The sequence below is a fragment of the Lysobacter sp. Soil_C_15 genome, from assembly GCF_057657315.1.
In genome coordinates this window covers 272,950-294,810 of the sequence record NZ_JBDGIR010000003.1, presented here as the reverse complement: position 1 = coordinate 294,810, position 21,861 = coordinate 272,950, and the positions used below count along the sequence as shown (strand labels likewise).

Genomic DNA, 21,861 nt, shown 5'->3' with positions numbered 1-21,861 from the left:
CAGCGTTGTGTGTGGCTGAAGATCAGCCGCGCCCTGTTCGCATCAGGGCTGGTGAAGCACCTCCTTCATCTCGCCGTCGACGAGCTTCTCGGTGCGAACCTTAACCTTATCCTGGCCTTCGGTCGAGTCCTGGGTGACACGTTCGACCAGCTTCGGCCGCCCACCTTCGATGGCGTATGTCTCGACCACGTGCAGGCAGCAACCATCGGTGGACGACGAAACCAGACGCCCGTCACGAACCGCGAACAGGCCGTTGCTGCCGATGCCGATGTCGGAGAATTCCTGGTCGAACTCGAAGCTGCGCCGCGCCGGGTCGTACAGGAACACATCGTAGGAGGCGGCGCCGTGCGCGCCCTCCTTGCCGGTCCACAGCAACAGGTCGTCGTGGCCGTCGCCGTCGACATCGGCCAGCACCAGCGACACCCCTTGCGGGAAGCGTTCGTCGAGCGGGCCGCGGTACACGGTCTTGACGCTGTCCAGGTACAGGGCGTCGGGCTTGAGGGTCTGGCGCAGGCTGCCGTCGCGCCGGCTCAGGCTCAGCTCGACTCCGCGGTTGCACAGGCTCAGGGTATCGCTCTGCTCGATGCAGGCGGGCGCGGTAAGGCTCAGGCTCAGGTCGCCGGCCTCGGCCTGCAAGGTGCCGGCGGCGCTGAGCTGGGCGGAAACAGAGATCGGCATGGACACTCCTGTGTTCGCCTGTCCGGCATCCGCTTGCTTCGCCGCAGGGGCGACGGGCTCGGGCGCAGGCGTGCCGCGGTCGGGCGCTTTGCACGCCGCCAGGCCGCAGATCACGAACAGACAGACGGACTGAAATCGTTTCATCGCATGGTGACCGGTCTTGGGGCTAGTGTACGTCATGCGCGCGACGCAGGCCGTCGATCGCCAATCGGCGCAAAAAGGCGGGAACCGGCGACGCAGCGCCAGCCCGGCGCCGGTCCGCCTGCGCACGCAGGCCCGGCGCAGGCACCGGTACGCGCCCGGCCGGCCGCGTCGCCGGCCGCGTCGCCGGCCGCCTGGGCGCGGACGCTCGGACGCTCCGCGCCCGCGCCGCGCCTGCGGCGAGGACGGTTCGCGCCGCCCTGCCCCGCGCCGGCCAGGATCAGGCCATCGCCGGCCGCGGCGCCTGCCGCTCGGGCGATGCCTGCGCCGGCTGCATCTGCGCCGCATCCTGCTGCAACTGCTGGCTGGTCTGCTGCACCGACTGGCTGACCGCCTGGCCCTTGTCCACATGCGCGCGCAGGTGGGCCGGGGCGTTGAGCGCGCCCTGCACCGCGAACACGCCGCTGCCGCTGGCGTTGGCCACGACGTGGTCGATCCGGCTCAGGCCGCCGGCCTTGGCCTCGTAGGCCATCGTCGCCGCCGCTCGCTCGCGGTCCTCGCGATTGGGATACCCCTGCGCGCCGAGCTTCTCCAGGCCCTCGAAAGCCTGCTTGTACAACGCGTGATTCGGATGCGCCGGGTCCGACAGCAGCGGCCCCTGGCTGCGAGCGTCGTCGCGGTTCTGCGCCGGCGCCGCGTTCTTGAGCGCGTTCAAGGTATCGCGCCCGGCCTTGCCGTCGTCGTTCAGGCCGTGCGCGCGCTGGAAGGCTTGCACCGCTTCCTGGGTGTGCTTGCCGAAGTGGCCGTCGGCCGACAGCGGATTGCCCTGCGCGTCGCGGAAACCCAGGCGGTTGAGGCTTTCCTGCAACTCGCGCACCGCCGGCCCGCGCTCTTCGAGCTTGAGCACGCCGTCGGCCATCGCGTCGCGGCTCGGCGCCGGGCGCGGCGCGGCATCGTGCGAACGGCTGCCCGGCGCCAGCGACACCGGCGGCACCTCGATGCCGTTCTTCTTCAGCAGCTCTTCCTGATTGGCCAGTTGCACCAGCGAATCTTTCTCGTTGTTGGCGCGCTTGAGCAGCCCCGGCCACCAGTCCGGCGAGCTTTTGAACAGGGTGTTGTTGTGGGCGATCTTGTAGTCCTGCACCGCCTCGACGATCTGCTTGTCGCTCAGTTCCGACAGTTTGTAGTCCTTGCCGTACGCTTCCTTCATCCCCTTGTCGAAGATGTCGGGGGTCAGGCCGCGGAACTGCACCGAGGTGCTCCACAAGGCGTCGTGCACCGCACGGCCGCGGTCGGACAGATCGATCCCGCGCGCCTTCAGCGCCTCGTTCTGCTTGTCGAAATGCGAGCGGCCGATGAAGTCGTGCTGATCCTTGCCGAAGCCGGGATCGGAGGCGGCCAGTTGCTTCCATTTGGCGTTGAACTCGGGCGTGGCCGGGGTCAGCCCCTTGAACTGATCGCCGTAGCGCGACTGTTCCAGGTACTCCTGCACCGTGCCCTTCTTGCTCGACAACTGGTACTCGCCGTACGACACGCCGCCGGCGTCGCCTACGCCGGTCGAAATCGTCCCGGCGCCCTTGCCCGAGGACTCGTAACCCGCCGAGGTCTGGCCGATGTGCCAGCCGTTGACGGCGCGTTTGGCCTTCTCGATATCGTCTGCCATTGCATTCACTCCATTGATTGTCGTGGGCTTCCTAGGCGGCGGATCAGCGCTGGCGCGCGACCATCGCCTCCAATTCGACCGCGCGCTCGGCGGTCATCTTCAACGCGCAACTGTTGGCTTCGATGCGCTGGGCCTGGCCTTCGGTCTCGGCGTCCCAGGCGCAGGCCTTGTCTTTCTCGGCGATCCACTTGCGCTGCGCGTCGCGCAGCACCGCCATCTCGGCCGCCGGCAGCAGCGTCTGCAGACGCTTGTAGGCGGCGTTGAGGCGCTCGTCCTGGTAGACGAACTCCTGCTCGATGCAGTTCTGGATCTCGAAGGTGACGCCGTTGGTGGCTTCGGCGCACTTGCTGTAGGACTCGCGGAACATGCTGGCTTCCTTGTCGGTGGCGGGTTCGCCCTCGGACGCGGCCGCGGGTGCCGCCGCATCGGCTGGGCCGGGAACGCTCGCGGGTTCGGCGCCCGGTGCGGGCGCCTCGGGCGCGGGCGCGGCTGCCGGCGCGGGCGCCGGTGCGGTGTCGGCGGCAGGCGTCTGGGCCTGGCACGCGACCGCCAATGCCAGCAGCGCGGCCAGGCCGCAGGAACGAATGGCTTGCATAGGGTTACCGTCTCTCCATGACCTACGGGGTGCGCGAAGGCCGCGCATCGATGCCCTGTTCCAGGCCGTGAGGCCATCGTAGCAAAGGCCGTCGCCGCACCACAGTCGCCGATCGGCGCGTGGCTGAACGGCGCTCGACTTGTGGACTCGAACGCGGACGGCCATTGCGCTGGCGCCGCTACCGTCCCGCGCAGCGGCAACCGATCCGCCTAGGGCTCAATAGACCGGAACGGGGTATGCGCAATCGGTGTAGGCGATCTTGCAGTCGACGGCGGACCGGGCGCATTGTTCCAGCGCCAGGTCGGACGCTCCCGGAACGTCGGGGCCGCGCGCCGACGCATAGAAGTCGCCGCCCCAGGCCAGCACCCCGCACTGATCGCGGTAGACCAGCACGACCTTGCATCCGCCACCGCCCTCGCGGGCGCAGTCCTGCAGCGCTTCGCGTTCCGCCTCCGGCTGGCTCGCCACCTGGGTGGAGGTGCCGACGCTGCGGCTGCCTTCGTCGACCGCGATTGCCCCCCATTGCATGCGCCAGTCGCGGGGAGCGACCGGCGGCGGCTCGGGATAGATCACTTCCGCAGGCGGCGCCCGCCCCCAGGCGTTGAACAACACCCACTGGAAATGCCCGGCCGAGGGCACCGCGAACGGGAAGTGCGCGGCGGCCGGCCCGGCGAACCCGAGCATTGCGATGAGGCTGAGCGCGATGGGTTTCATCGCCCGCTCCTTCGGCATTGGAGCCTGCGGACACTATACGCCGCCCCTCAAAGCGGCGCCGAAAGCGCCACTGTTAGAGCGCCGGCCGGCGGCGGTTCAGCCGACTGAACCGATTCAGCCGATTCGCGCCGCGCTTGCCGGCGCAGCTTACTGAATCAGGAACCGCGCGCGCGCAATCCGAATGAAAGACCTTGCAGCGCGAGGACGAGCGCTCGCGACATTTCGTCGCCGACTCGGATGCTCTTACTGGATGCGCACGGGCAGACTGCAATCGGAGTAGTACACCCGGCAACCGGTATCCGACGAATTGCAGCGCTTCATCGCCAGCGCAGAGGCGCGTTCGATCGAGGCGGCCGTCTGCGTCGAGTAGTTCTTGTCGCCCGTGACCAACACCGCGCACTGGTCGGAATACGAGATATCGAGGATGCAGTCCTTGCCGCCCTGTTCGCGGCATTGCGACAACGCGATCTCCTCCGCATCTTCTTTCGACGCGATGCCCGTGGCGGTTCCGAGCTTGGCATTGACGCCGTCGGCGGCGATCGCGCCCCAGGTGCTTTTCCAACGCGGCGGCGGGCGCGGCGCATCATCGCCGTCCGCCGGCCTGTTGTGCCGCCAGCCCGGAGCGTCGGGAGGAGCGCAATTGGGAGACGGCGGAATACCCGCCGGACACTGCGCATAAGCCGCGCCCGCAAATCCCATCAACAAGCCCGCCAAGACGACCCGCATCGACCTACTCCTAAGATTCAATGGCCGCATCCCGCAACCACGGCGCCCGAGCCGCGCGCGCCCGGCGAATACCTGCCGCTCGATCAGACTTCGGCCTCCAAGACGGACAACGGCGCCGTGAGGCGCCGCTGACTGGAATCCCGCTGGGATGCGCATCGCAACAGCGCACCGAAACTTCAGTGGACCGCCGTAGGCAAGGCGCAGTCCGAGTACGCGACCTTGCAGTCCTTGGTGGACTTGCTGCATTCGGAAATCGCCATCTTCGAGGCCTTGTCCACCGAAGGCCCGCGAGCGGTCGCGTAATAATCGTAGCCCCAGGCCAGCACGCCGCATTGGTCGTGGTACGCGAGCACCACCCGGCAGCCGCCTCCGCCGTTGTCCACGCAGCGATCGAGCGCTTCCTGCTCGGCATACTCCTTGCTTGTCGACTGGGTCGAGGTGCCGACGCTGTTGGTGCCGTCGTCCACCGCGATCGCTCCCCAACGGGACAGCCACTGCTTGGGCGTGCGCGGCCTGGCCTCGTCGCCGGGCGCAGGCATGTTCTGCCGCCAGCCCGGGCCGTCGGGCGGAATGCAACCGGGCGTATTCGGCATGCCCGCCGGGCACTGGGCGTAAGCCCCTCCCATCCATCCAAGAAGCAGAACTGCGACCATCGCACGCATCGGTAGACTCCTTCACCGCGAGTGAGCTACAGCCGCCAGCCCCTTCGAGGTCTGGCGGCACATAGCGCTTATTCTCGCGATCCTGTCTTAACCGTATCTTGATGGGCGACGGTCTGCCCGCCGCTGACGCGGCTACCCACCATGTTGGGTCCACCGCCCATATTCGGACCGCCGCCCGGAGCCACACGCCCCGCACCGCCCATGTCGTAGCCAGGGTTGCTGGGCGCATAACCGCCACCGCCGCCCTCATAGCCGCGGTTGCTCGGCGGAATGCCGCCACCCGGCGACGCGGTCTGGCCACCGCCGGCGAAGTTGTTGTAGCTGCTGAACTGGCCCATCACGCCCTGGAAGAACACCGCGGCCATCGGCGGCGCGCTGATGATCAGCACCGACAGGATCAGGCCCAGGCCGCCCTGCTGCAGCGCCTGGCTGGACATGCCGTCGCTGGTGTCCAGGCCGGTCAGCGAGCCGAGGATGGCCGTGCCCCACAAGGCGATGGCGACCTTGGACACCATCTTCAGCGCGATCGAGATCATCGCGCTGAGCACCGCCATCGAGAACATCGTGCCTATGCCGTAGAACAGCCATTTGCTGAACAACTGTTTGGTCTGGTCGAACAGCAAACACAAGATGAATATCGGCCCGAACCCGACGAACAAAGCCATCGCGATCTCGTACAACAGCAGCGAGATGCCGGCGGTGACCGCCGGACCGCCGGCGCCGACGCCGACGAACCACATCGCCCGGGTCTTCTTGGCGTCGAGGACGTTGTCATCCATCGCATCGAGCATGTCGATGCTCGACCAGGCCAGCTGCATGTAGCCCAGGTTCTTGTCGATCTCGTCCTCGGGATCGGTGTTCTCGCCGGTGACGACCCAGTGGATTTCCTTCTTGACGTCCTTGGTCAGGAACTGGTGCATCGGGGTGCCGAACATGGCCATGGTCGTGGCCAGGCCGACGATCAGGGTCGCACGCAGGGAGTTGGTCACCAGGGCCATCATCGACTCGCGCGACTGGCCGGTGGCGATGCGGTAGCCCTGGATCATGATCCACAGGGTCAGCAGGGTCAGGGCGATGCCGCCCGCCCACTGCATCGCGTTGCCGAGGATCTCGATGCCGAACTTCTCGATCTCCTTGCGCAGGTACTTCAGGATCAAGCGGAAGAAGATGAAGTCGCCCGCCGAGTCGATGCTGGGGCTCAACCAATCGGTCAAGCCGCTCGCCGATCCGCCAACGAGGTTGAATGCCTTACTCATACCGCCACCACGCCCTCTGAGGCTCATGCCCCTGATCTAGTGAATCCATTTACTCACCGCGGGAACTCCGTCCCGCACGTCCCCTGCGCCCGGAGCAGCGCTCAGTTGTTGAGCGCGCGCTCGAGCGCGACGGTCTTGAACACCGAGCCGAGGATGCCGGCGCGGCCGTTCATCGCCGTTTCCACCAGCTGGCGCTGGTTGTCTTCCATCGCCATGATGTAGCTGTCGTAAGCCTGCATCTGGCCCTGGTAGTTGGCGAACTTGGCCGACATGGCGTTGGCCAGGCGCGCCGAGTCGTTGGCGACGGCTTCCATCGTGCCCTGCTTCAGGTCGCTATTGCGCTTCTTTTCCAGGGTCTTCATCTGGCGCTCCATTTCCGGCAGCGTGTCGCGCGCGAAACGGACGGTGTAGTTGTACTTCTCGACCTTGGCGCTGACGATGTTGACGCAGATCTGGCGCTGCTGCTTGGCGACGTCGCCGCCCAGATCGAGCTTGAACCCGCCGGTCAGCGCGCCGATCACCGGCAACCCGCCGCCGCCGCCGCCGCTGGAGGCGCACTTGGCCGCGACTTCGGCGCCCCGGTCCAGCTCCTTCCACTTCTCCTGCGGCGGCATGCCGATCGTGCTCAGCATGCTCTGCAGCTTGACCAACTGCTGCTGGAAGTGCTCGACCGACTCCTTGAGCTTGGTCCATTCCTTGTAGTGCTGGCCGTAACGCTCGGCGAAGCCCTTGATCTGGGTGACGATGTTCTGGATGGTGTGGCCCGGGTCGGTCACCACCCACTGGGCGTGGGCGCTGCTGACGCCGAACACGCAGGCCGCGGTCAGGACCGCAACGGCCAGGTTCTTCTTGATCGCCTGCTTGGCATTCATGGTCTTCATCTTCCTTTTCTCCTGATCTCGTAAGTCGCGCTTGACGTTGCGGCTCAAGGTGATTGCGTGATTAAGCGGCGGACCGGTTGGGCGAGGCGCTCTTGGCGCCGCCCTTGCCCGAGCCCTTGCGGTTGTCGTAGAAATCCTGCAGCCAGGCGTCGGGACTCAGATCGTCCGCGGCCACGCCGGCCTTGTGCGCTGCTTTCTCCACCACCTGGTGCATGATCTCGATGTTGTCGGTCGACGAGGAGATCACCGCCAGCGCGTCGTCCATGCCGCGCAGGTTCAACTGGCAGACGGTCGCGGCATGGCCCTGCTTGACCAGGAAGCAACGCGAACGCTCGTCCAGGCTCTTGACCACCTGGTACTCGGCGTCGGTGAGCTTGAGGCCTTCGATGTAGTCTTCGCGGCTCGCGTTCGGGTTGGGCAGCAGGATCAGGGTCGCGGTCTGCTCGATCAGCGAGGCCGAGATGTCGCTGGCCAGCGCGTCTTCCGGGCTCTGGGTGGCGAAGATGCCCAGGCCGTTCTGCTTACGGATGGTCTTCTGCTTGTTCTTGGCGAATTCCTTCAGCGCGCCGCCGCCGTCGAGGATCTTCCAAAACTCGTCCATGACGTAGATCAGCGGGCGGCCGTCAATCAGCTCTTCCAGGCGGTGCAGCAGGTAGTTGATCACCGGAACGCGCACCTCGACGTTGTCGATCACGTCGGTGTAGTCGAAACCGATGATGCTGGCCTTCTCGAGGTTGATCGTGTCGACCGGATTGTCGAACACCCAGCCCAGCGAATTGCCCGCGGTCCACTTGCGCAGGCGCGCGTAGAGGCCGTCGTCGCCCATGTTGGGCAGGCTCTTCTGCAGGTTGGTCATGCTGCGCAGGTGCATCGGCGTGTCGAGGATGTTCTCGACCGCGCGGAAGATGTCCTCCTCTTCGCGCGCCGAGTACACCGACTTGCCGGCCAGCACCTTGATCAGGTCCGACAGGAACTGGACGTTGGTTTCGTTGTTCTCGCACTGGAACGGATTGAAGCCGGTCGGCTGGCCGTTCTCGAGCGCAAGGTAGTTGCCGCCGCAGGCGCGGACGAAGATCTCGGCGCCGCGGTCCTTATCGAAGAAGAAGATGGTCGGCGTCGGCTTGAGCTTCTGCACCTGGCTGAGCAGGAAGTTGATCAGCGCGGTCTTGCCGGTACCGGACTTGCCGATCACCATGGTGTTGGCGATCGCCTTCTCGCCGAGCGAGTTCTCGGCCGGATGGGTGGCGTGGAAATTGAAGAAATACGGCTGGCCGTTGGTGGTCTGCAGCGTGGTGACGCACTCGCCCCAGGGATTGTTTTCCTTCTTGCCGGTGGCGAAGTTGTGCAGCGGCGACAGGCCGAGGAAGTTCAACGAACTGACGTTGGCCAGGCGCGTGCGGTACTTCCAGTTGGCCGGGAACTGGGCGTAATAGGCCGCGGTCACGGCCAGATCTTCCTTGACCGAAACGAAGCCGGCGTTGGACAGCTCGGCGCGGGTCATGGCGATGTTCTGCGCCAGCGCTTCCTGGCTGTCGGCATACACGGCGAAGCTGAAATGGTACTCGCCGAGCACGAAGTTGCCCGAGGCGAGCTGGTCCATCGCGTAGTCGAGCTCGACGATCTGGCTGACCGCCTTGTCGCCGGAGGAGATCATCATGCCCTTGGTGCGGTCGAGCACCTTGAGCGCGTCCTGGCGCCCCATCGGGCTGAAGGAATGGGTTACCACGTACTCGAAATCCAGGTACTTCAGCCCGTTGAGGATGCCCGGATAGGTAGCGTCGGTGTATTCCTTGACGTTGAGGATCGCGCCGAAATGGTTCTGCCCGGTCGGCGTGGTGACCACGAAGTCGCCGGTCTTGCTGGAGAAAGTGTGGCGGCTGACCGGCAGGTAGTTGTAGACCGGCGCCGGCAGCACCGGCACCGGCTCGTCGATGCGGTTGAGCACGTAGCCGAAGAACTCCAGCGCCTCGGAGAAGACGACTCCGTTCTTGGCCTCGTACATGCCCAGGCGGTACGGCGCGTAGTCCTTCAGCACCGCCTCGACGTTGCTGGCCAGCTCCAGCACCTTGGCGATGGCCTGGTCCTGCTGCTCCTGCAGCTGCTGGACGTTCGAGGATTTCTCGGCCAGCCGCTTGCCGGTGACGATCGGGCGGTAAATCATCGTCAGGTACAGCTCGTTCTGCATCAGCTTCTGGCTGGACAGCGAGGCGAAATAGCCGTCGGAGAGCTGCTGGTTGAAGGTCTGGCCGAACTTGCTGTCGGTCTTGATCCGGCGCTTGCGGCGCACGTCGTGGACCCAGAACGCGACATTGGTGAAGTCGGGCGCACGCAGCGTCTGCAGCATGCGGTTGAAGGTGTTGTGGCGGTGCTCCAGCTCCCACTCTTCGCGACCGACGAACGGCAGGCCGCCCAAGTGCCAGACCAGCATGAAATCGCCGCCGGTGGTCTTGAGCACCGTGGGCGAGACATGGGTGGACAGCGGGATGAATTCGCTGATCGGAGCGTCTGGACTCAGCATTGGGCGGCGGTCGATGTCTGCTGTGGGAAGTGGGCGGCCCCGGCCGCGGCCGAGGCCGCGCGGGTTCCGAACCTGATTGCGCTACTGCGCCGGACGCCATTGCGGCTGACCGCAATGGCGTCCGGTTACGGCACTATGCCTTGCTCTTTTCGCCAGGATTGCGATAGAGGTTCGGCGAGAACACCCACATGTTCGCGTTCTTCTGCAGGTTGCGGACCCGCATGCGGAACTGCAGCCGCAGGCCGAGCAGACGGAAGATCATCTCGTCGCGCCGGGCCATCTGCCGCATGATGAAAATCACGATCGGCAGCAGCAGAATGCAGAACATGTCGATGTAGAACGTCAGCAGCAGGCTGGTGCCCGCGCCGAAGGCGAACGGGATGTACGGCACGCCGAGGAACATCGGCGGGCGCGTACAGCCGCGGAACAGCACGTTCTTATGCATACACGGGCAGAGCGGCGGTGATCATGCTCACCGCCGAGCCGACGTCCGCCGGGATGACCATCTTGGCCAGCTGGGCGGCGGCGCCGATCAGGAAGCCACCGATCAGAACCGGAGCGACGTCGGCGATGCGCTTGTGGGCGAACGCGATCTGGTAGCCGGCGAAGATCACGGCGATGGTCACGATGGCGACCGAAGCGATGTTCAGCAGGCTGTTCAGGTTGGTGATGAAGCCCTTGACGCGGCCTTCGGCCGGGTTCTGAGCGAAGGCCAGTTCCGGCATGGCCAGCATGGCGACGAACAGGGCGGCCATCGCGAAGGCCGACGTGAAGTTCTTGAGGACGGTGGTATTCATGAAGAAATCCCTTCTTTTTAGCGAGTGGTCAGTGGTGGTCGAGGAAAACGGAATCGCTTTACGGGGTCGGTGGAGGACAACAACAAATCAAAAGACGAAGGCCTGGTCTCCCGGGGAAGTCGCCGTTGCCGGCGCAGGAGCGACAGGCGCAGCCGCCGTGGCCGCGTTCATCGGCATCACCTTGACCGGCTGGAGCGGTTGCGGCTGGGCCGCAGCCGTACCGGCCGGAGCAAGTCGGACCGCCGCGGCAAGGGGCTGCGGCCCCACCACCACTGGCGTAGGTAACGGCATCGGGGCGACGGGCGCGGCCATCGCCGGCGCGGCGGCGAGCGGCGCCGGCGCCGGATCGAGCGCGGCGGCCAGGCGCTGCGGGCCGGACTGGCGGCCGGGGGCGTAGACCCCGCGCGCGGTCGCGGTCGCCGCAGCCGCCGACATCGGCGCGCTGCCGACCCGACGCTGGGCCGGCGCGGCGAGGCCGGCCAGGGCGATGGCCTGGCCGTCGGACTCGGCCGCGGCGGCCTTGTTGATCGATGCGTAGATCTTCTGCACGTAACCGTGGCGGAAACCGGTCACGAAGTTTCCGGAGTAGTAGCAGCTGAAGGACTTGCCCCAGTTCGAACCGGAGCGGCCGTAGCATTCGGCCAGGATCTTCGAGCCGGCCTGCAGGTTCGGGCAGACTTCGAACGCCTTCTCGTACGACGGCAGGCCGTACTTCTCCAGGTTGTAGCGATTGACCTGGGCGACGCCGAGCGAAAAATTGTAGCCGCGGCGCTCGAGCATGCGCGCGGTGGCCACCGCCTCGGACAGGTTCTTGGGCTGGCGCACCAGGCGGCCGCCGACCACGCCGATGGCGTAGGGATTGAACGAGGACTCCACCCGAACGACGTGTTGCATCACTTCGTTCGGGACAGCCAGGCCCGTGCAGTTCGTCAATTCAATTCCGGGCAACATTCCTTGATCCCCCCGTGCCGACCTTGGCGCCGACCCCCTGCAAACATTCCAGAAATGAAGGACTTATCGAAAGTCGCATTGACGCAGCAATGATTCATTCTGGAGCCAGCAATGTCAATGGCCGTGCACAACTGCGTCACAGTTCAGGCTATTCAGCGCCCTCGCCTCACTCGGCGAAGGCGCGCTCCGGATTGAAGTCGATGCCGGTGATGTATCGCTGGCCCGCGTGGGCCTTGATGTGCACCAGGATATCGATGGTCATCATCAACAGGCGCTTGATGACCGAGAACTCCAGCCCCGACCCCTCGTTGGACGCCTTCACCATCAGCGCGAGCTGATCCCAGGTCTGCGCGGTACTGCCGGCGTGACAGCTGGTGATCGATCCCGGGTGGCCCGAGGCGCAGTTACGAATGAAGTAGAACGATTCGTCGCCGCGCAGCTCGGCCAGGATGATCCGGTCCGGCTTCATTCGCAGACAGGCCTCCATGCAGCTCTTGGCCGTGACATTGCTGGTGCTTTGTCCACCTTTTGAGTAGAGCAAGTGCACCACATTCGGCTGCTCGATGAAGAGTTCGCGCGCGTCCTCGATCGTCACCAGCCGTTCGTAGTTCGGAATGTGGCCGACCAGCGATTTCATGAACGTGGTCTTGCCGCTGCCGGTGGCGCCGGCGACCACGATGTTCTTCTTGTACTGCACCGCCTTGCGGAAGAAATCGGCGTAGTTGCGCTGCGAGCGCAGCTCCAGCAGCTCCCGGTCGTGGTCGCTGATGGTGTGGGCGCCCTCCAGGATCTGGTTGAAGAAGCCGTCTTCCTGGTACTGGGCCAGGGTCTTGCTGTGCTTGGACGGCAGGCGGATCGTGATCGACACCTTGCCCGAGTCGCAGGCCGGCGGGATCACGAACTGGGCGCGCTGCCCGGTCGGGAAGGTCAGCGAGACCACCGGGTCGGCATCGGTGATGCGCTGGCCGGTGTTGCTCTCGTTGACCACCGCGGTGCAGAACTGCCGGGCCCGCTCGAACGTCAGGCTCGGCACTTCGATCCGGTTCCAGCCGGAGCGAGTCTCCAGATAGAGCTCGCCCGGCCGGTTGATGCAGATTTCGGTGACGTCCGGGGAGCTCATGTACTCCAGGATGCCGAGCACCTGGTACTGATACTCCAAGAACGCGTTGGAAACCTGCGCTATCGGTGAATTGTCTGCGTCCATCGTGACTGCCGCGGAGACCGGCTTACCTCATGACCGTCGAGAAGTCGACGTCCTTGGCGACGTAGACGTTGACGATCGTGCCCTGGTTGATGGTCACGGTCGCCGGCCGGTTGATGCTCTTGTCCAGCGCCTGGTTGGCCAGCCGCTCCATCGCCTCGGCGGTGTTGCTCTCGTACGGCGAGGACACCAGGTTGCCGCTGTTGGTGACTTCGGTCGAGCGCGGGCCGTGCTCGGCGGCGGCGTACTTGAACGCGTCGCTGATCAGGCTGATCAGCAGGGCCGAGGCGATGCGGCTGCCCCAGTGCGCGTTGTAGTCGCCGACGTGGCCGGCGCCGCCGAGGTTGTCCACGCCCGGGCTGGCCATGTTCACGTCGATGCCGTTCGGGGTGGTGATGCGGTCCCAGATCACCGACACGCGCGGTCCGTTGATGTTGTCGGACTGGTAGCGGCCGGAGATCTTCGACCCCTTCGGCAGCAGCAGGCGGCGCCCGTTCACCGAATAGGTCGGCTCGGTCACGATGCAGGAGGTGAAGCCCGCGATATCGGTGACGATGCGGGTTTCCATCACGCAGCGGATGTAGGTGCCGCGCAGCAGCAGGGTGTCCGGGTTGTACAGCGGCTGGGCGCTGGTCGGCATGTCGCGCTCGTCGCGCTGCTTGGCGCCGCCGCCGGGCATGTTGGCCTGCACGGCCGCGGCCATCGCGGCGGCGTACGGGTCGTTGCCGGCGCCGTCGGTGCCGCCCATGCCGGCGCTCGGATAACCGCCGCCGCCTTCGACCATGCCCATGCGGCGCTCGAGCAGCGACGGCGGACGCGGACCCTGCTGTTCCGGCGGCGGCGCTTCGCGCTCGGCCAGTTCCTGCGGCGAAGGCTCGGGCACCATCGGCAGCGGCGGCATTTCCTGCACCTGCTCGACCGGCGGCAGCGGCGGCGCGGCGTCGGTCGCGGCCTTCGGCAGCTCCGGGATGTTGACCACCTCTTCCTCGACCGGCTTCTTGTCGTCTTCGCCGGAGGTCGCGCTCTTGAACATCCACACCGCGGCGATGATCAACAGCAGCACGATGCCGCCGAGGAACAGCATCGCCTTGCGGTTGAGCTTCTGCACGTCGGTCGACTTGAGCATCGGCGCGCCGGCGTCCAGGTCCGGCGCCGCGGCCGCCTGCTGCTGGCCGTAATAGGGATTGGCGCCGGCGCCGGCGTAGCCGTAGGCGCCCTGCTGGCCGTTGTTGTCGTCCGGCTGGCCGGGCGTGTTGGGCGGAATGTTCTGGCTCATTTCTGCTTCTTCCTGCGCAGACCGACGACGTTATTGCCGTGCCGGATGATCAAGTAGGGATAGGTCCCGTGCACCACGATCGTGTTGTCCTGGACCGTGGTATTGACGACGAAATCCTCGCTGCCTTCGCGTTCGCGGCCGAACACCGCGGGGAAATTGCCGGTCGGCAGAGACTTCAGCCCGCTGATCTTGATGTAGGTGAACTGACCGTCGTCGTAGACGTTGCTCGGCACCAGCCAGGACTGCTTCTTGCGGCTCGAGTACTGGTAGTCGAAGTTGTAGACCCGGTTCTTGTCGAGCGTGGTGTTCAGCTCCGGGGTCGGCTCTTCGGGCTTGGCCTCTTTGCTGTTCGAGAACTCGGTGTCGTTCGGATAGACGAACTTGATCTTGTACTGCACGCCGGCCTGCTTGGCCTGTTCCAGCACGCGCCAGTCGGTGGCGACGACCTTCAACTCGAAGATGTACGAGTGGGTGCTCGTACGGATCATCATGTTGGTGTCGACGTCGACGTTCTTGGGCTTGATGTAGAACACGTTGTCGCGACGGCTCAGGTCCCAGCCGGAGCTGAAACCGGTGCTGTAGTCGAGGATGTTCTCGCTCGGGCTGAGCTCGATCTGGGTGGTGATGCCCAGGCCGGTGCGCACCGTGTAGATCCGGTTGGCCTCGTACTCGTATTCCTGGATGACCTGGGCCGAAACGGGTTGCGCGAGGCCGGAAACCGCCAGGAACATCAGGGCGGCCAGGCGATGTTTACGCAGGCAGTTCATCGGGTGCTGACTCCATTCGCATTGCCAGTCGGTGCAGCTTGGGCGGCCGCCGGCGTCATTGCCGGATTGGCGGCGGGGTTGGTGGGAAGCTGGGCGCCCGGCTGGGGCGGCATCGTGCCCGGCGGATAAGCCGCCGGCGCGGCGCCGGGCTGGGCGGGCGCGGCGCCCGGCTGGCCCGGAACGCCCGGTTGGCCCGGTTGGCCCGGAACGCCCGGCTGCGGCGGATAGCCCTGCGGATAAGCCTGCTGCGGCGCGCCCTGCACGACGCCCGGCTGCTGCGCCGCGGCGCTGGGATCCTGGTACTCGGTGGCGATCGGCGGCGAGGCGGCGTAGTCGTTGTCGACGCGGTAGCCGGTGACCTGGAAGCCGAGCGGATTGGCCAAGCGGTTGAGCTCGTCCATCTTCAGGTTCGACTTGTACAGGAACTCGATCGTCGCGATCTTGCTGTCGAGCGGGGTCGAGCCGCCGGAGGTCTTGTTGTAGACGCTGCGCTGGAAGCGCACCGTCGCCACCTTCGGCCGCGAGTCGACGTTCTTCTCGCTCTGCAGCTGGATGCTGAGGATCTTGACCCGCAGGGTCTTGTCCTTGCCGTAGACGGTGATCGGGTTGGCCGGGTTCTCGGTCTTGAACACCGCCGAGTAGCCGCTGGTCACCTGCGGGGTGGCCATCGCGAACACCGTGCCCCAGTCGCGCTGGCCGATCTGCGAGTAGTCGTACGACTCGCGGGCCAGGACGAACTGGGAAATGTTGGCCTTGTTGATCGCCTCGCTGGTGGCGATGGTCGGGTTGGTGAAGTCGTTGGCCAGGCGGGCCACGGTCGCGGTGCCGTTGTAGGCGTCCGCCATCACCAGATACGGCACCTTCTCCTTCAGCGGCAGGAAGAAGAAGTAGCCGCCGGCCAGGATCAGCGCCATGACGATCGAGCACCAGGCGACGATCCAGGCGCGACGCTCGCTCTTGCGGGCGATGTCGGCGACGGTGACTTCGTAGTTGGCCGCCTTGGCGACCGCGTTTTCGATTTGCGGGGTTACGGGCTTTTTTCCGAACATCTGGGCTGCATCCATCACTATGCGATCGTCGCCGGCGAGGCGGAACGGCATCCGAACCGTTCCGCCGCCGGACCCTGGGGCCTAGGGGCCCGTCGCTGGATCAGGGCGTCGGACCGGCCGCCTCGCCGCCGCCGGAGGCCGCCGGCGCGGAAGGCGCCGTACGCACCACGATGCGGTCGCCTTCGCGCGCGATCACCACGCCCTGCGCCGCGTAGGCCGCGTTCAACTGGCCGATCGCGTCCGGCAGGCTGGTGCTGTTGATCGTCGACACGCCCTGGTGCAGGGTGAAATCGGAGTAGTGCTGGTAGTCCAGCTGCATGCTCGTGTCCTGGGCCCAGCGGGTGAGCATGGTCTTGAGCGTCCCGTCCATCGGAGAGGGATAGAACACGTAGGACTGGTGCAGCGGAATTTCGCTCGGAGCCTCGGAATACCGGTTGACCGGCTTCCAGCGACCGCCGAAATCCGGCGCGGGCCTTGTGGCGCACCCGGCCAGCGCGGTCGCCAGCAGAATCGCGGTCCACAAACGAGGGCTGGTTGCAGTTGTATGTCTCACGCTTTCCCCGGCTAGGTAATGAGCTGACGCACGAGTTAGTCCGCGGTGGCGCCGGCCGCGCCTGGCCGATCCAGGCTTGGCGACGGCGTCGCCGCGGTCATTGTTGGAGTTGGGTTGTCCGGACAGATGCGGACGGAATTGCGACCGAGAACACGTTTTTCGCGGCGACGCGAACGGCGTCGGCCGCGGATGGCTCGGTTCGGAAAATACGGGCTGCGCGCGACGCGCAGCGGATGACGATCGTTCTGTCCATGAACTCCCCCTTGCTAGACGGCCACGCCGTCGTTCGAGCGTCTGCCGACACTCGTAAGCGAAGGTTAGACCGAAGTCAAAGCAGTGTGCAAGTGGTCACGTTGATTTTGTGCAATCTAGAGTTGCGACTCAAAGTCGGGCCAGGCGCTCGATCGCCGCATCCAGGGTGGCCGGATTCTTGGCGAAACACAGCCGCGCCAGGCGCTGTCCGGCCGGCGCGCTTTCGTAGAACGGCGACAGCGGAATCGCCGCGACGCCCTTCTCGATCGTCAGCCAGCGGCAGAACGCGACGTCGTCCAGATCGCTGACCTGCGAGTAGTCGACCAGTTGGAAGTAGCCGCCCGGCACCGGCAAAGGCCGCAGCCGCGTGCCCAGCAGCTGATCGCGGAAGGCGTCGCGCTTGGCCTGGTAGAAGGCGCCGAGCTGTTCGTAGTGCTCCGGCTCGGCCTGGATCATTTCGGCGAACGCCCACTGCGCCGGGGCGAAGCTGCAGAAGCTGTTGTACTGATGGACCTTGCGCAGCTCGGCCGATAGCGCCGGCGGCGCGATGCAGTAGCCGATCTTCCAGCCGGTGCAGTGGTAGGTCTTGCCGAAGCTGGACACCACGAAGGCGCGCTCGCGCAGCTCGGGGTAGCGCAGCACCGACTCGTGGCGGCGGCCGTCGAACACGATGTGCTCGTAGACCTCGTCGGAGAGCAGATAGATGCCGGTGTCGCGCAGCAGTTCGCTCAGCCGGGCGATGTCGGCTTCGTCGAACATGGCCCCGGAAGGGTTATGCGGCGAGTTGATCATCAGCAGGCGGGTCTTGGGCGTGACCGCGGCGCGCACCCGGTCCCAGTCGACCGCGAAGGTCTGCGGGTCCAGCGGCACGTGCACGGCGCGGCCGCCGGCCAGGTCGATCGCCGGCTCGTAGCTGTCGTAGCAGGGATCGAGCACGATCACCTCCTCGCCCGGCCGCACCACCGCCTGCACCGCGTCGAAGATCGCCTCGCTGGCGCCGGAGACCACGGTGATCTCGGCGTCGGCGTCGGGCCGGTGGCCGTAGCAACGCTCGGTCTTCGCCGCGATGGCCTGGCGCAACGCCGGGATGCCGGTCATCGGCGCGTACTGGTTCTTGCCCTCGGCCATCGCCCGTGCGAGCGCGTCCACCAGGCGCGCGGGCACGTCGAAGTCCGGGAAGCCCTGGCCGAGATTGACCGCCTGGTGCTCGAGGGCGAGCTGCGACATCACGGTGAAGATGGTGGTACCGACCTTGGGCAGCTTGGTTTCGGGCGTCATGGGCCTGGCTGGGATCGCGCGAGGAAACCTCAAGTGTACGGAATCGGGATTGCACGACGTGAGACCGCCGCGGGCGGCAGCGATTGCGCACCCTCATATCGTTATGCCGCAGCCGCCCTGGACAAGCACGGACTGGACAAGCACGGAATGGACCGGCACGGACTGGACGAGCCATGGACTGGACGAGCATGGCCTGGACCGACCGGACCAGGCCGGCGCGCGCCGCCCGTCGGCCGGATTTGCGCCCCGCGCCACGCCGGCCGACACTGGCGCCATGCGCGAACTGCAGGTCGTCAACGCCGCCGAACTGGCGCTCGCCTACGCCGCCGCCGAGTACGCGGTGGCCTTGGACGGCGACGCCCTGCCGCTGCGGGTGGGACGCCCGGCGGCCGACCTGGAGGCGTATTGGCCGGCGTCGCGCTACCTGTTCGTCAGCGCCTGGAACCCGGCCTCCGAGCCGCATTCCGAGAGCGCCAACCGCGCCGCCGACGAACGCCTGATCGCCCGCCTGGAAGCCGCCGGCATCCCGCGCCACGCCGCCTGGGCCCAGGACAGCGCCGGCGAATGGCGCGAACCGGGCTGGTTGTTGGCCGATCTGGACGACCTTGCCGCCAATGCCCTGGCGCGCGACTTCGGCCAAGCCGGCGTGCTGGCCTGGCGCCGCGGCGAACCGGTCCGGCTGCGGATGCTGATCGCCCGGCCGACCGATGCCGAGGGCGCCGACTACACCGACTGGATCGGCGACTGAGCGATTCGGCGCCGCCGCCTGCGGACCGGGGCGCCGACTCGCATAAACTGCGCGATCCGTGGCCGCGCCGGCCGCCCGCTCGCCGCCGATGACGCCCACGCCCGCTTCCGCCCCGCCGCTGCTGCAATCCCGCGCCCTGCGCTTCACGCGCAACGACGAACCCGTGTTCGGCCCGCTGGATTTTTCGGTCGCCGCCGGCGAGGCCCTGCTGGTGCAGGGCGACAACGGCGCCGGCAAGACCACCCTGCTGCGGGTGCTGGCCGGGCTGCTGCGCGCCGACGCCGGCGAGATCGAACTCGACGGCCGCCTGGCCGACGCCGCTCACCGCGCCCGCGCCATCGCCTATCTCGGCCATCTGCCGGGCTTCAAGGCCGATCTCAGCGCACTGGAGAACCTGAGCTTCCTGTGCGGCCTGCAGGGCCGCCGCCCCGGCCAGTCGCTGGAGCACGCGCTGGCCATCGTCGGCTTGGCCGGCTACGAGGACGCGCCGGCGCGCCAGCTCTCGGCCGGGCAAAAGAAGCGCCTATCGCTGGCCCGGCTGTGGCTGTCGCCGGCGCCGTTGTGGCTGCTCGATGAACCCTATGCCAACCTCGACCTGGACGGGATCGAACTGGTCAACCGGATGGTCCAGGCGCACCTGGGCGAAGGCGGCGCAGCCCTGGTGACCACCCACGGCGCCTACGCCGCGCCGCCGGTGCGGACCCGGATGCTGCTGCTGGAGAAGGCCGCATGAGCGCCCCGGCTCCATCCGAACACATGCCATCCGAACACGTGCCGCCCTCGCACGATGGCGCCCTGCCCGGCCTGGCCGGCGCGGCGCGCGCCTTGCTGGCGCGCGATCTGCGCCTGCTCTGGCGGCGCCGCGGCGACGCGGCGCAACCGGCGCTGCTGGCGTTGTTGGTAGTGACCCTGTTCGCCCTGGCCCTGGGCGGCGAAAAGCAGGCCCTGGCGCGGGTCGCCGCGGCGGTGCTGTGGCTGGCGGTGCTGCTGGCCGGCCTGCTGTCGCTGGACACGCTGTTCCGCGGCGACGCCGAGGACGGCTCGCTGGAACAATGGATGCTGGCGCCGGTGCCGCTGGGCTGGCTGGTCGCGGTGCGCACCTTCATGCATTGGGCCACCACCGCCCTGCCGCTGCTGCTGGCGACCCCGCTGCTGGCCCAGTTGCTGTACCTGCCGCCGGAGCAACTGCCGGTGCTGATGGCCTCGCTGGCGCTGGGCACGCCCTTGCTGAGCCTGCTCGGCGCGGTGGTCGCGGCGCTGACGGTCGGCATGCGCCGCTCTGGTATCCTCCTGGCCTTGCTGGCGTTGCCGTTGTACGTTCCCGTGCTGGTGTTCGGCGCCGGCAGCGTGGCCGCCTCGGCCCAGGGATTGGACCCGGTCGGCGCCTTGCTGATCCTGGCCGCCGGCCTGGCGGTGGCGCTGCTGTTGGCGCCGCTGGCCGCGGCGGCCGCGATCCGCATCGCGCTGAGCTGATGCCCCCCGATCCCGCGCGACGGCCCGGCCGCCGCGCCCCAACCGTCCGGCCCGCAAGGGCGGGCCCGGACGTCGAAGCCGCTGAATGAATCCCATCGTCCGCTGGTTCCACCAACTCGGTTCGCCGCCTTACTTCGACCGCTTCGCCGCGCGCTGGGCGCCGTGGGCCTACGGCCTGGGCCTGCTGGTCATGGCCTGGGGCCTGTACGGCGCGCTGTTCCAGGTCCCGGCCGACTATCAGCAGAAGGACAGCTTCCGGATTCTTTATATCCACGTGCCCAGCGCCTGGATGAGCATGGCGGTGTTCGCGCTGATGGCGCTGTACGCCGGCATCGCCCTGGTCTGGCGGATCAAGCTGTGCGAGATCCTGGCCATGGCCTGCGCGCCGATCGGCGCCGGCTTCACCGTCATCACCCTGGCCACCGGCTCGATCTGGGGCCGGCCGATGTGGGGCACCTGGTGGGACTGGGACCCGCGCCTGACCAGCGAACTGATCCTGCTGTTCCTGTACCTGGGCGTGATCGGCCTGTACCAGGCCATCGACGACCGCCGCGCCGCCGCGCGCGCCGCCGGCCTGCTGGCGATCGTCGGCGTCGCCCTGCTGCCGGTGATCCGCTACTCGGTGGAATGGTGGAATTCGCTGCACCAGGGCCAGACCATCCGCCTGCTCGGCAAATCGAGCATGGACCCGAGCATGATGATGCCGCTGGTGCTGATGCTGATCGGCACCAAGCTGTGGTTCCTCGGCGCGTTGCTGACCCGCGCCCGCGCCGACAATCTGCGCCGCGAGCGCGGCAAGGCCTGGGTCGCCGAACTGGCCGGCGCCGGCGAGGGAGCGCGCTGATGGAATACCTGTCCTATATCGTCGCCGCCTATGCGGTGTTCGTCGTCGTGCTGGGCTGGGACTTCGTCGCCGGCCACTGGCAGGTGCGGCGCGAGCTGCGCCAGGCCCGCGCCCGCGCCGCGCGCGCCGCGGCTGCGGCGGCCCGGCCTCGCAGCGGAGAACTGAGCCGATGAACCCTACCCGTCGCCGTCGCCTGCTGTGGGTGCTGGGCCTGGTCGCCGCCGCCGGCGTCGCCACCGCCCTGGTCGCCACCGCCCTGCAACGCAACATCGCCTATCTGTACACGCCCAGCGAAGTGCTGCGCGGCGAAGCCGGCGACAGCGCCCGCTTCCGCCTCGGCGGCATGGTCGCCGCCGGGTCCTTCCAGCGCACCCGCGGCTCGCTGGAGTCGCAATTCCGCGTCACCGACGGCGACGCCGAACTGGCGGTGCGCTACAGCGGCATCCTGCCGGACCTGTTCCGCGAGAAGCAGGCGGTGGTCGCGACCGGCCGCATGCAGGGCGACACCTTCGTCGCCGAGGAAATCCTGGCCAAGCACGACGAGACCTACATGCCGAAGGAAGTCGCCGACAAGATGGGCAAGGCGCACCAGAAGCACGACGTCGCGGCGCCGGGCGGCAAGGAGACGGCGCGTTGATCGCCGTGGTCGTTGCGGGCAAGCGCAAATCCCCCTCGCCCCCCTTTTTCAAAGGGGGGAACAGCAGCGCCCGGTCCAATGGCGGCAACAGCCGAGGCTGGACGGCTCCTACGCGCGCTCCCGACAGCCTCCCCCCTTCGAAAAAGGGGGACGGGGAGGGATTGGCTGTGGCCGTTGCCGTAGTCGCCAAGCCTTCCAGCG

Annotated in this window: 24 protein-coding genes; 6 read left to right on the top strand and 18 right to left on the bottom strand. The window is 67.0% G+C overall.

Annotated elements, in window-relative coordinates; genetic code table 11:
- Nucleotides 1–42: 42 nt before the first annotated feature.
- The 18 genes from AC3A57_RS09305 to AC3A57_RS09220 form a co-directional block, all read right to left on the bottom strand.
- Nucleotides 43–678, bottom strand: a complete 636-nt coding sequence (locus tag AC3A57_RS09305; RefSeq protein ID WP_487578648.1) for an XAC2610-related protein — start codon at nt 676–678, stop codon at nt 43–45.
- Between the two features lie 421 nt (nt 679–1,099).
- On the bottom strand, nt 1,100–2,482 hold the full coding sequence (locus tag AC3A57_RS09300; protein WP_487578647.1) for a VgrG-related protein: 1,383 nt from the start codon (nt 2,480–2,482) through the stop codon (nt 1,100–1,102).
- A 43-nt stretch (nt 2,483–2,525) separates the two neighbouring features.
- Nucleotides 2,526–3,077, bottom strand: a complete 552-nt coding sequence (locus AC3A57_RS09295) for a lysozyme inhibitor LprI family protein (RefSeq protein ID WP_487578646.1) — start codon at nt 3,075–3,077, stop codon at nt 2,526–2,528.
- 216 nt (nt 3,078–3,293) lie between these two features.
- A complete protein-coding gene (locus AC3A57_RS09290) occupies nt 3,294–3,791 on the bottom strand; it encodes a DUF4189 domain-containing protein (protein WP_487578645.1) in 498 nt (165 codons plus the stop codon).
- A 243-nt stretch (nt 3,792–4,034) separates the two neighbouring features.
- Entirely contained in the window at nt 4,035–4,517 is a 483-nt protein-coding gene (locus AC3A57_RS09285) for a DUF4189 domain-containing protein (RefSeq protein ID WP_487578644.1), read from the bottom strand.
- A 176-nt stretch (nt 4,518–4,693) separates the two neighbouring features.
- Complete coding sequence (locus tag AC3A57_RS09280) at nt 4,694–5,110, bottom strand: DUF4189 domain-containing protein (RefSeq protein WP_487578643.1); 417 nt, start codon at nt 5,108–5,110, stop codon at nt 4,694–4,696.
- 137 nt (nt 5,111–5,247) lie between these two features.
- On the bottom strand, nt 5,248–6,393 hold the full coding sequence (locus AC3A57_RS09275) for a TrbL/VirB6 family protein (protein ID WP_487578642.1): 1,146 nt from the start codon (nt 6,391–6,393) through the stop codon (nt 5,248–5,250).
- A 143-nt stretch (nt 6,394–6,536) separates the two neighbouring features.
- Nucleotides 6,537–7,316, bottom strand: a complete 780-nt coding sequence (locus AC3A57_RS09270) for a DUF4141 domain-containing protein (RefSeq protein ID WP_487578641.1) — start codon at nt 7,314–7,316, stop codon at nt 6,537–6,539.
- 61 nt (nt 7,317–7,377) lie between these two features.
- Nucleotides 7,378–9,834, bottom strand: coding sequence for a VirB4 family type IV secretion/conjugal transfer ATPase (locus AC3A57_RS09265; protein ID WP_487578640.1), 2,457 nt, complete (start codon nt 9,832–9,834; stop codon nt 7,378–7,380).
- A gap of 133 nt (nt 9,835–9,967) precedes the next feature.
- A complete protein-coding gene (locus tag AC3A57_RS09260; RefSeq protein WP_487578639.1) occupies nt 9,968–10,279 on the bottom strand; it encodes a VirB3 family type IV secretion system protein in 312 nt (103 codons plus the stop codon).
- Entirely contained in the window at nt 10,272–10,631 is a 360-nt protein-coding gene (locus tag AC3A57_RS09255) for a TrbC/VirB2 family protein (protein ID WP_487578638.1), read from the bottom strand. Before AC3A57_RS09255 ends, AC3A57_RS09260 begins: the two co-directional genes overlap by 8 nt.
- Nucleotides 10,632–10,718: 87 nt before the next feature.
- Nucleotides 10,719–11,570, bottom strand: a complete 852-nt coding sequence (locus AC3A57_RS09250) for a lytic transglycosylase domain-containing protein (RefSeq protein ID WP_487578840.1) — start codon at nt 11,568–11,570, stop codon at nt 10,719–10,721.
- 178 nt (nt 11,571–11,748) lie between these two features.
- Complete coding sequence (gene virB11 / locus AC3A57_RS09245) at nt 11,749–12,786, bottom strand: P-type DNA transfer ATPase VirB11 (RefSeq protein WP_487578637.1); 1,038 nt, start codon at nt 12,784–12,786, stop codon at nt 11,749–11,751.
- A gap of 22 nt (nt 12,787–12,808) precedes the next feature.
- On the bottom strand, nt 12,809–14,059 hold the full coding sequence (locus tag AC3A57_RS09240) for a TraB/TrbI/VirB10 family type IV secretion system protein (protein WP_487578636.1): 1,251 nt from the start codon (nt 14,057–14,059) through the stop codon (nt 12,809–12,811).
- Complete coding sequence (locus AC3A57_RS09235; protein WP_487578635.1) at nt 14,056–14,826, bottom strand: TrbG/VirB9 family P-type conjugative transfer protein; 771 nt, start codon at nt 14,824–14,826, stop codon at nt 14,056–14,058. The genes AC3A57_RS09240 and AC3A57_RS09235 overlap by 4 nt, the downstream gene beginning before the upstream one ends.
- Entirely contained in the window at nt 14,823–15,875 is a 1,053-nt protein-coding gene (locus AC3A57_RS09230) for a VirB8 family type IV secretion system protein (protein WP_487578839.1), read from the bottom strand. The genes AC3A57_RS09235 and AC3A57_RS09230 overlap by 4 nt, the downstream gene beginning before the upstream one ends.
- Before the next feature lie 100 nt (nt 15,876–15,975).
- Entirely contained in the window at nt 15,976–16,398 is a 423-nt protein-coding gene (locus AC3A57_RS09225; protein ID WP_487578634.1) for a hypothetical protein, read from the bottom strand.
- 411 nt (nt 16,399–16,809) lie between these two features.
- A complete protein-coding gene (locus tag AC3A57_RS09220; RefSeq protein WP_487578633.1) occupies nt 16,810–17,958 on the bottom strand; it encodes a pyridoxal phosphate-dependent aminotransferase in 1,149 nt (382 codons plus the stop codon).
- Between the two features lie 274 nt (nt 17,959–18,232).
- On the opposite strand from AC3A57_RS09220, the gene AC3A57_RS09215 reads away from it, so the two are divergent.
- From AC3A57_RS09215 to ccmE, 6 genes are all read left to right on the top strand, one after another.
- Nucleotides 18,233–18,706 carry a DUF3293 domain-containing protein gene (locus AC3A57_RS09215; RefSeq protein ID WP_487578632.1) on the top strand — a complete coding sequence of 158 codons (474 nt, stop codon included), beginning with the start codon at nt 18,233–18,235 and terminating at the stop codon, nt 18,704–18,706.
- 88 nt (nt 18,707–18,794) lie between these two features.
- Nucleotides 18,795–19,439, top strand: coding sequence for a heme ABC exporter ATP-binding protein CcmA (ccmA, locus tag AC3A57_RS09210; protein ID WP_487578631.1), 645 nt, complete (start codon nt 18,795–18,797; stop codon nt 19,437–19,439).
- A 23-nt stretch (nt 19,440–19,462) separates the two neighbouring features.
- On the top strand, nt 19,463–20,179 hold the full coding sequence (ccmB, locus tag AC3A57_RS09205; RefSeq protein WP_487578838.1) for a heme exporter protein CcmB: 717 nt from the start codon (nt 19,463–19,465) through the stop codon (nt 20,177–20,179).
- 85 nt (nt 20,180–20,264) lie between these two features.
- Nucleotides 20,265–21,023, top strand: coding sequence for a heme ABC transporter permease CcmC (ccmC, locus tag AC3A57_RS09200; RefSeq protein ID WP_487578630.1), 759 nt, complete (start codon nt 20,265–20,267; stop codon nt 21,021–21,023).
- On the top strand, nt 21,023–21,196 hold the full coding sequence (gene ccmD / locus AC3A57_RS09195; RefSeq protein WP_487578629.1) for a heme exporter protein CcmD: 174 nt from the start codon (nt 21,023–21,025) through the stop codon (nt 21,194–21,196). Before ccmC ends, ccmD begins: the two co-directional genes overlap by 1 nt.
- On the top strand, nt 21,193–21,660 hold the full coding sequence (ccmE, locus tag AC3A57_RS09190) for a cytochrome c maturation protein CcmE (protein ID WP_487578628.1): 468 nt from the start codon (nt 21,193–21,195) through the stop codon (nt 21,658–21,660). The genes ccmD and ccmE overlap by 4 nt, the downstream gene beginning before the upstream one ends.
- The last annotated feature ends 201 nt before the right edge of the window (nt 21,661–21,861 follow it).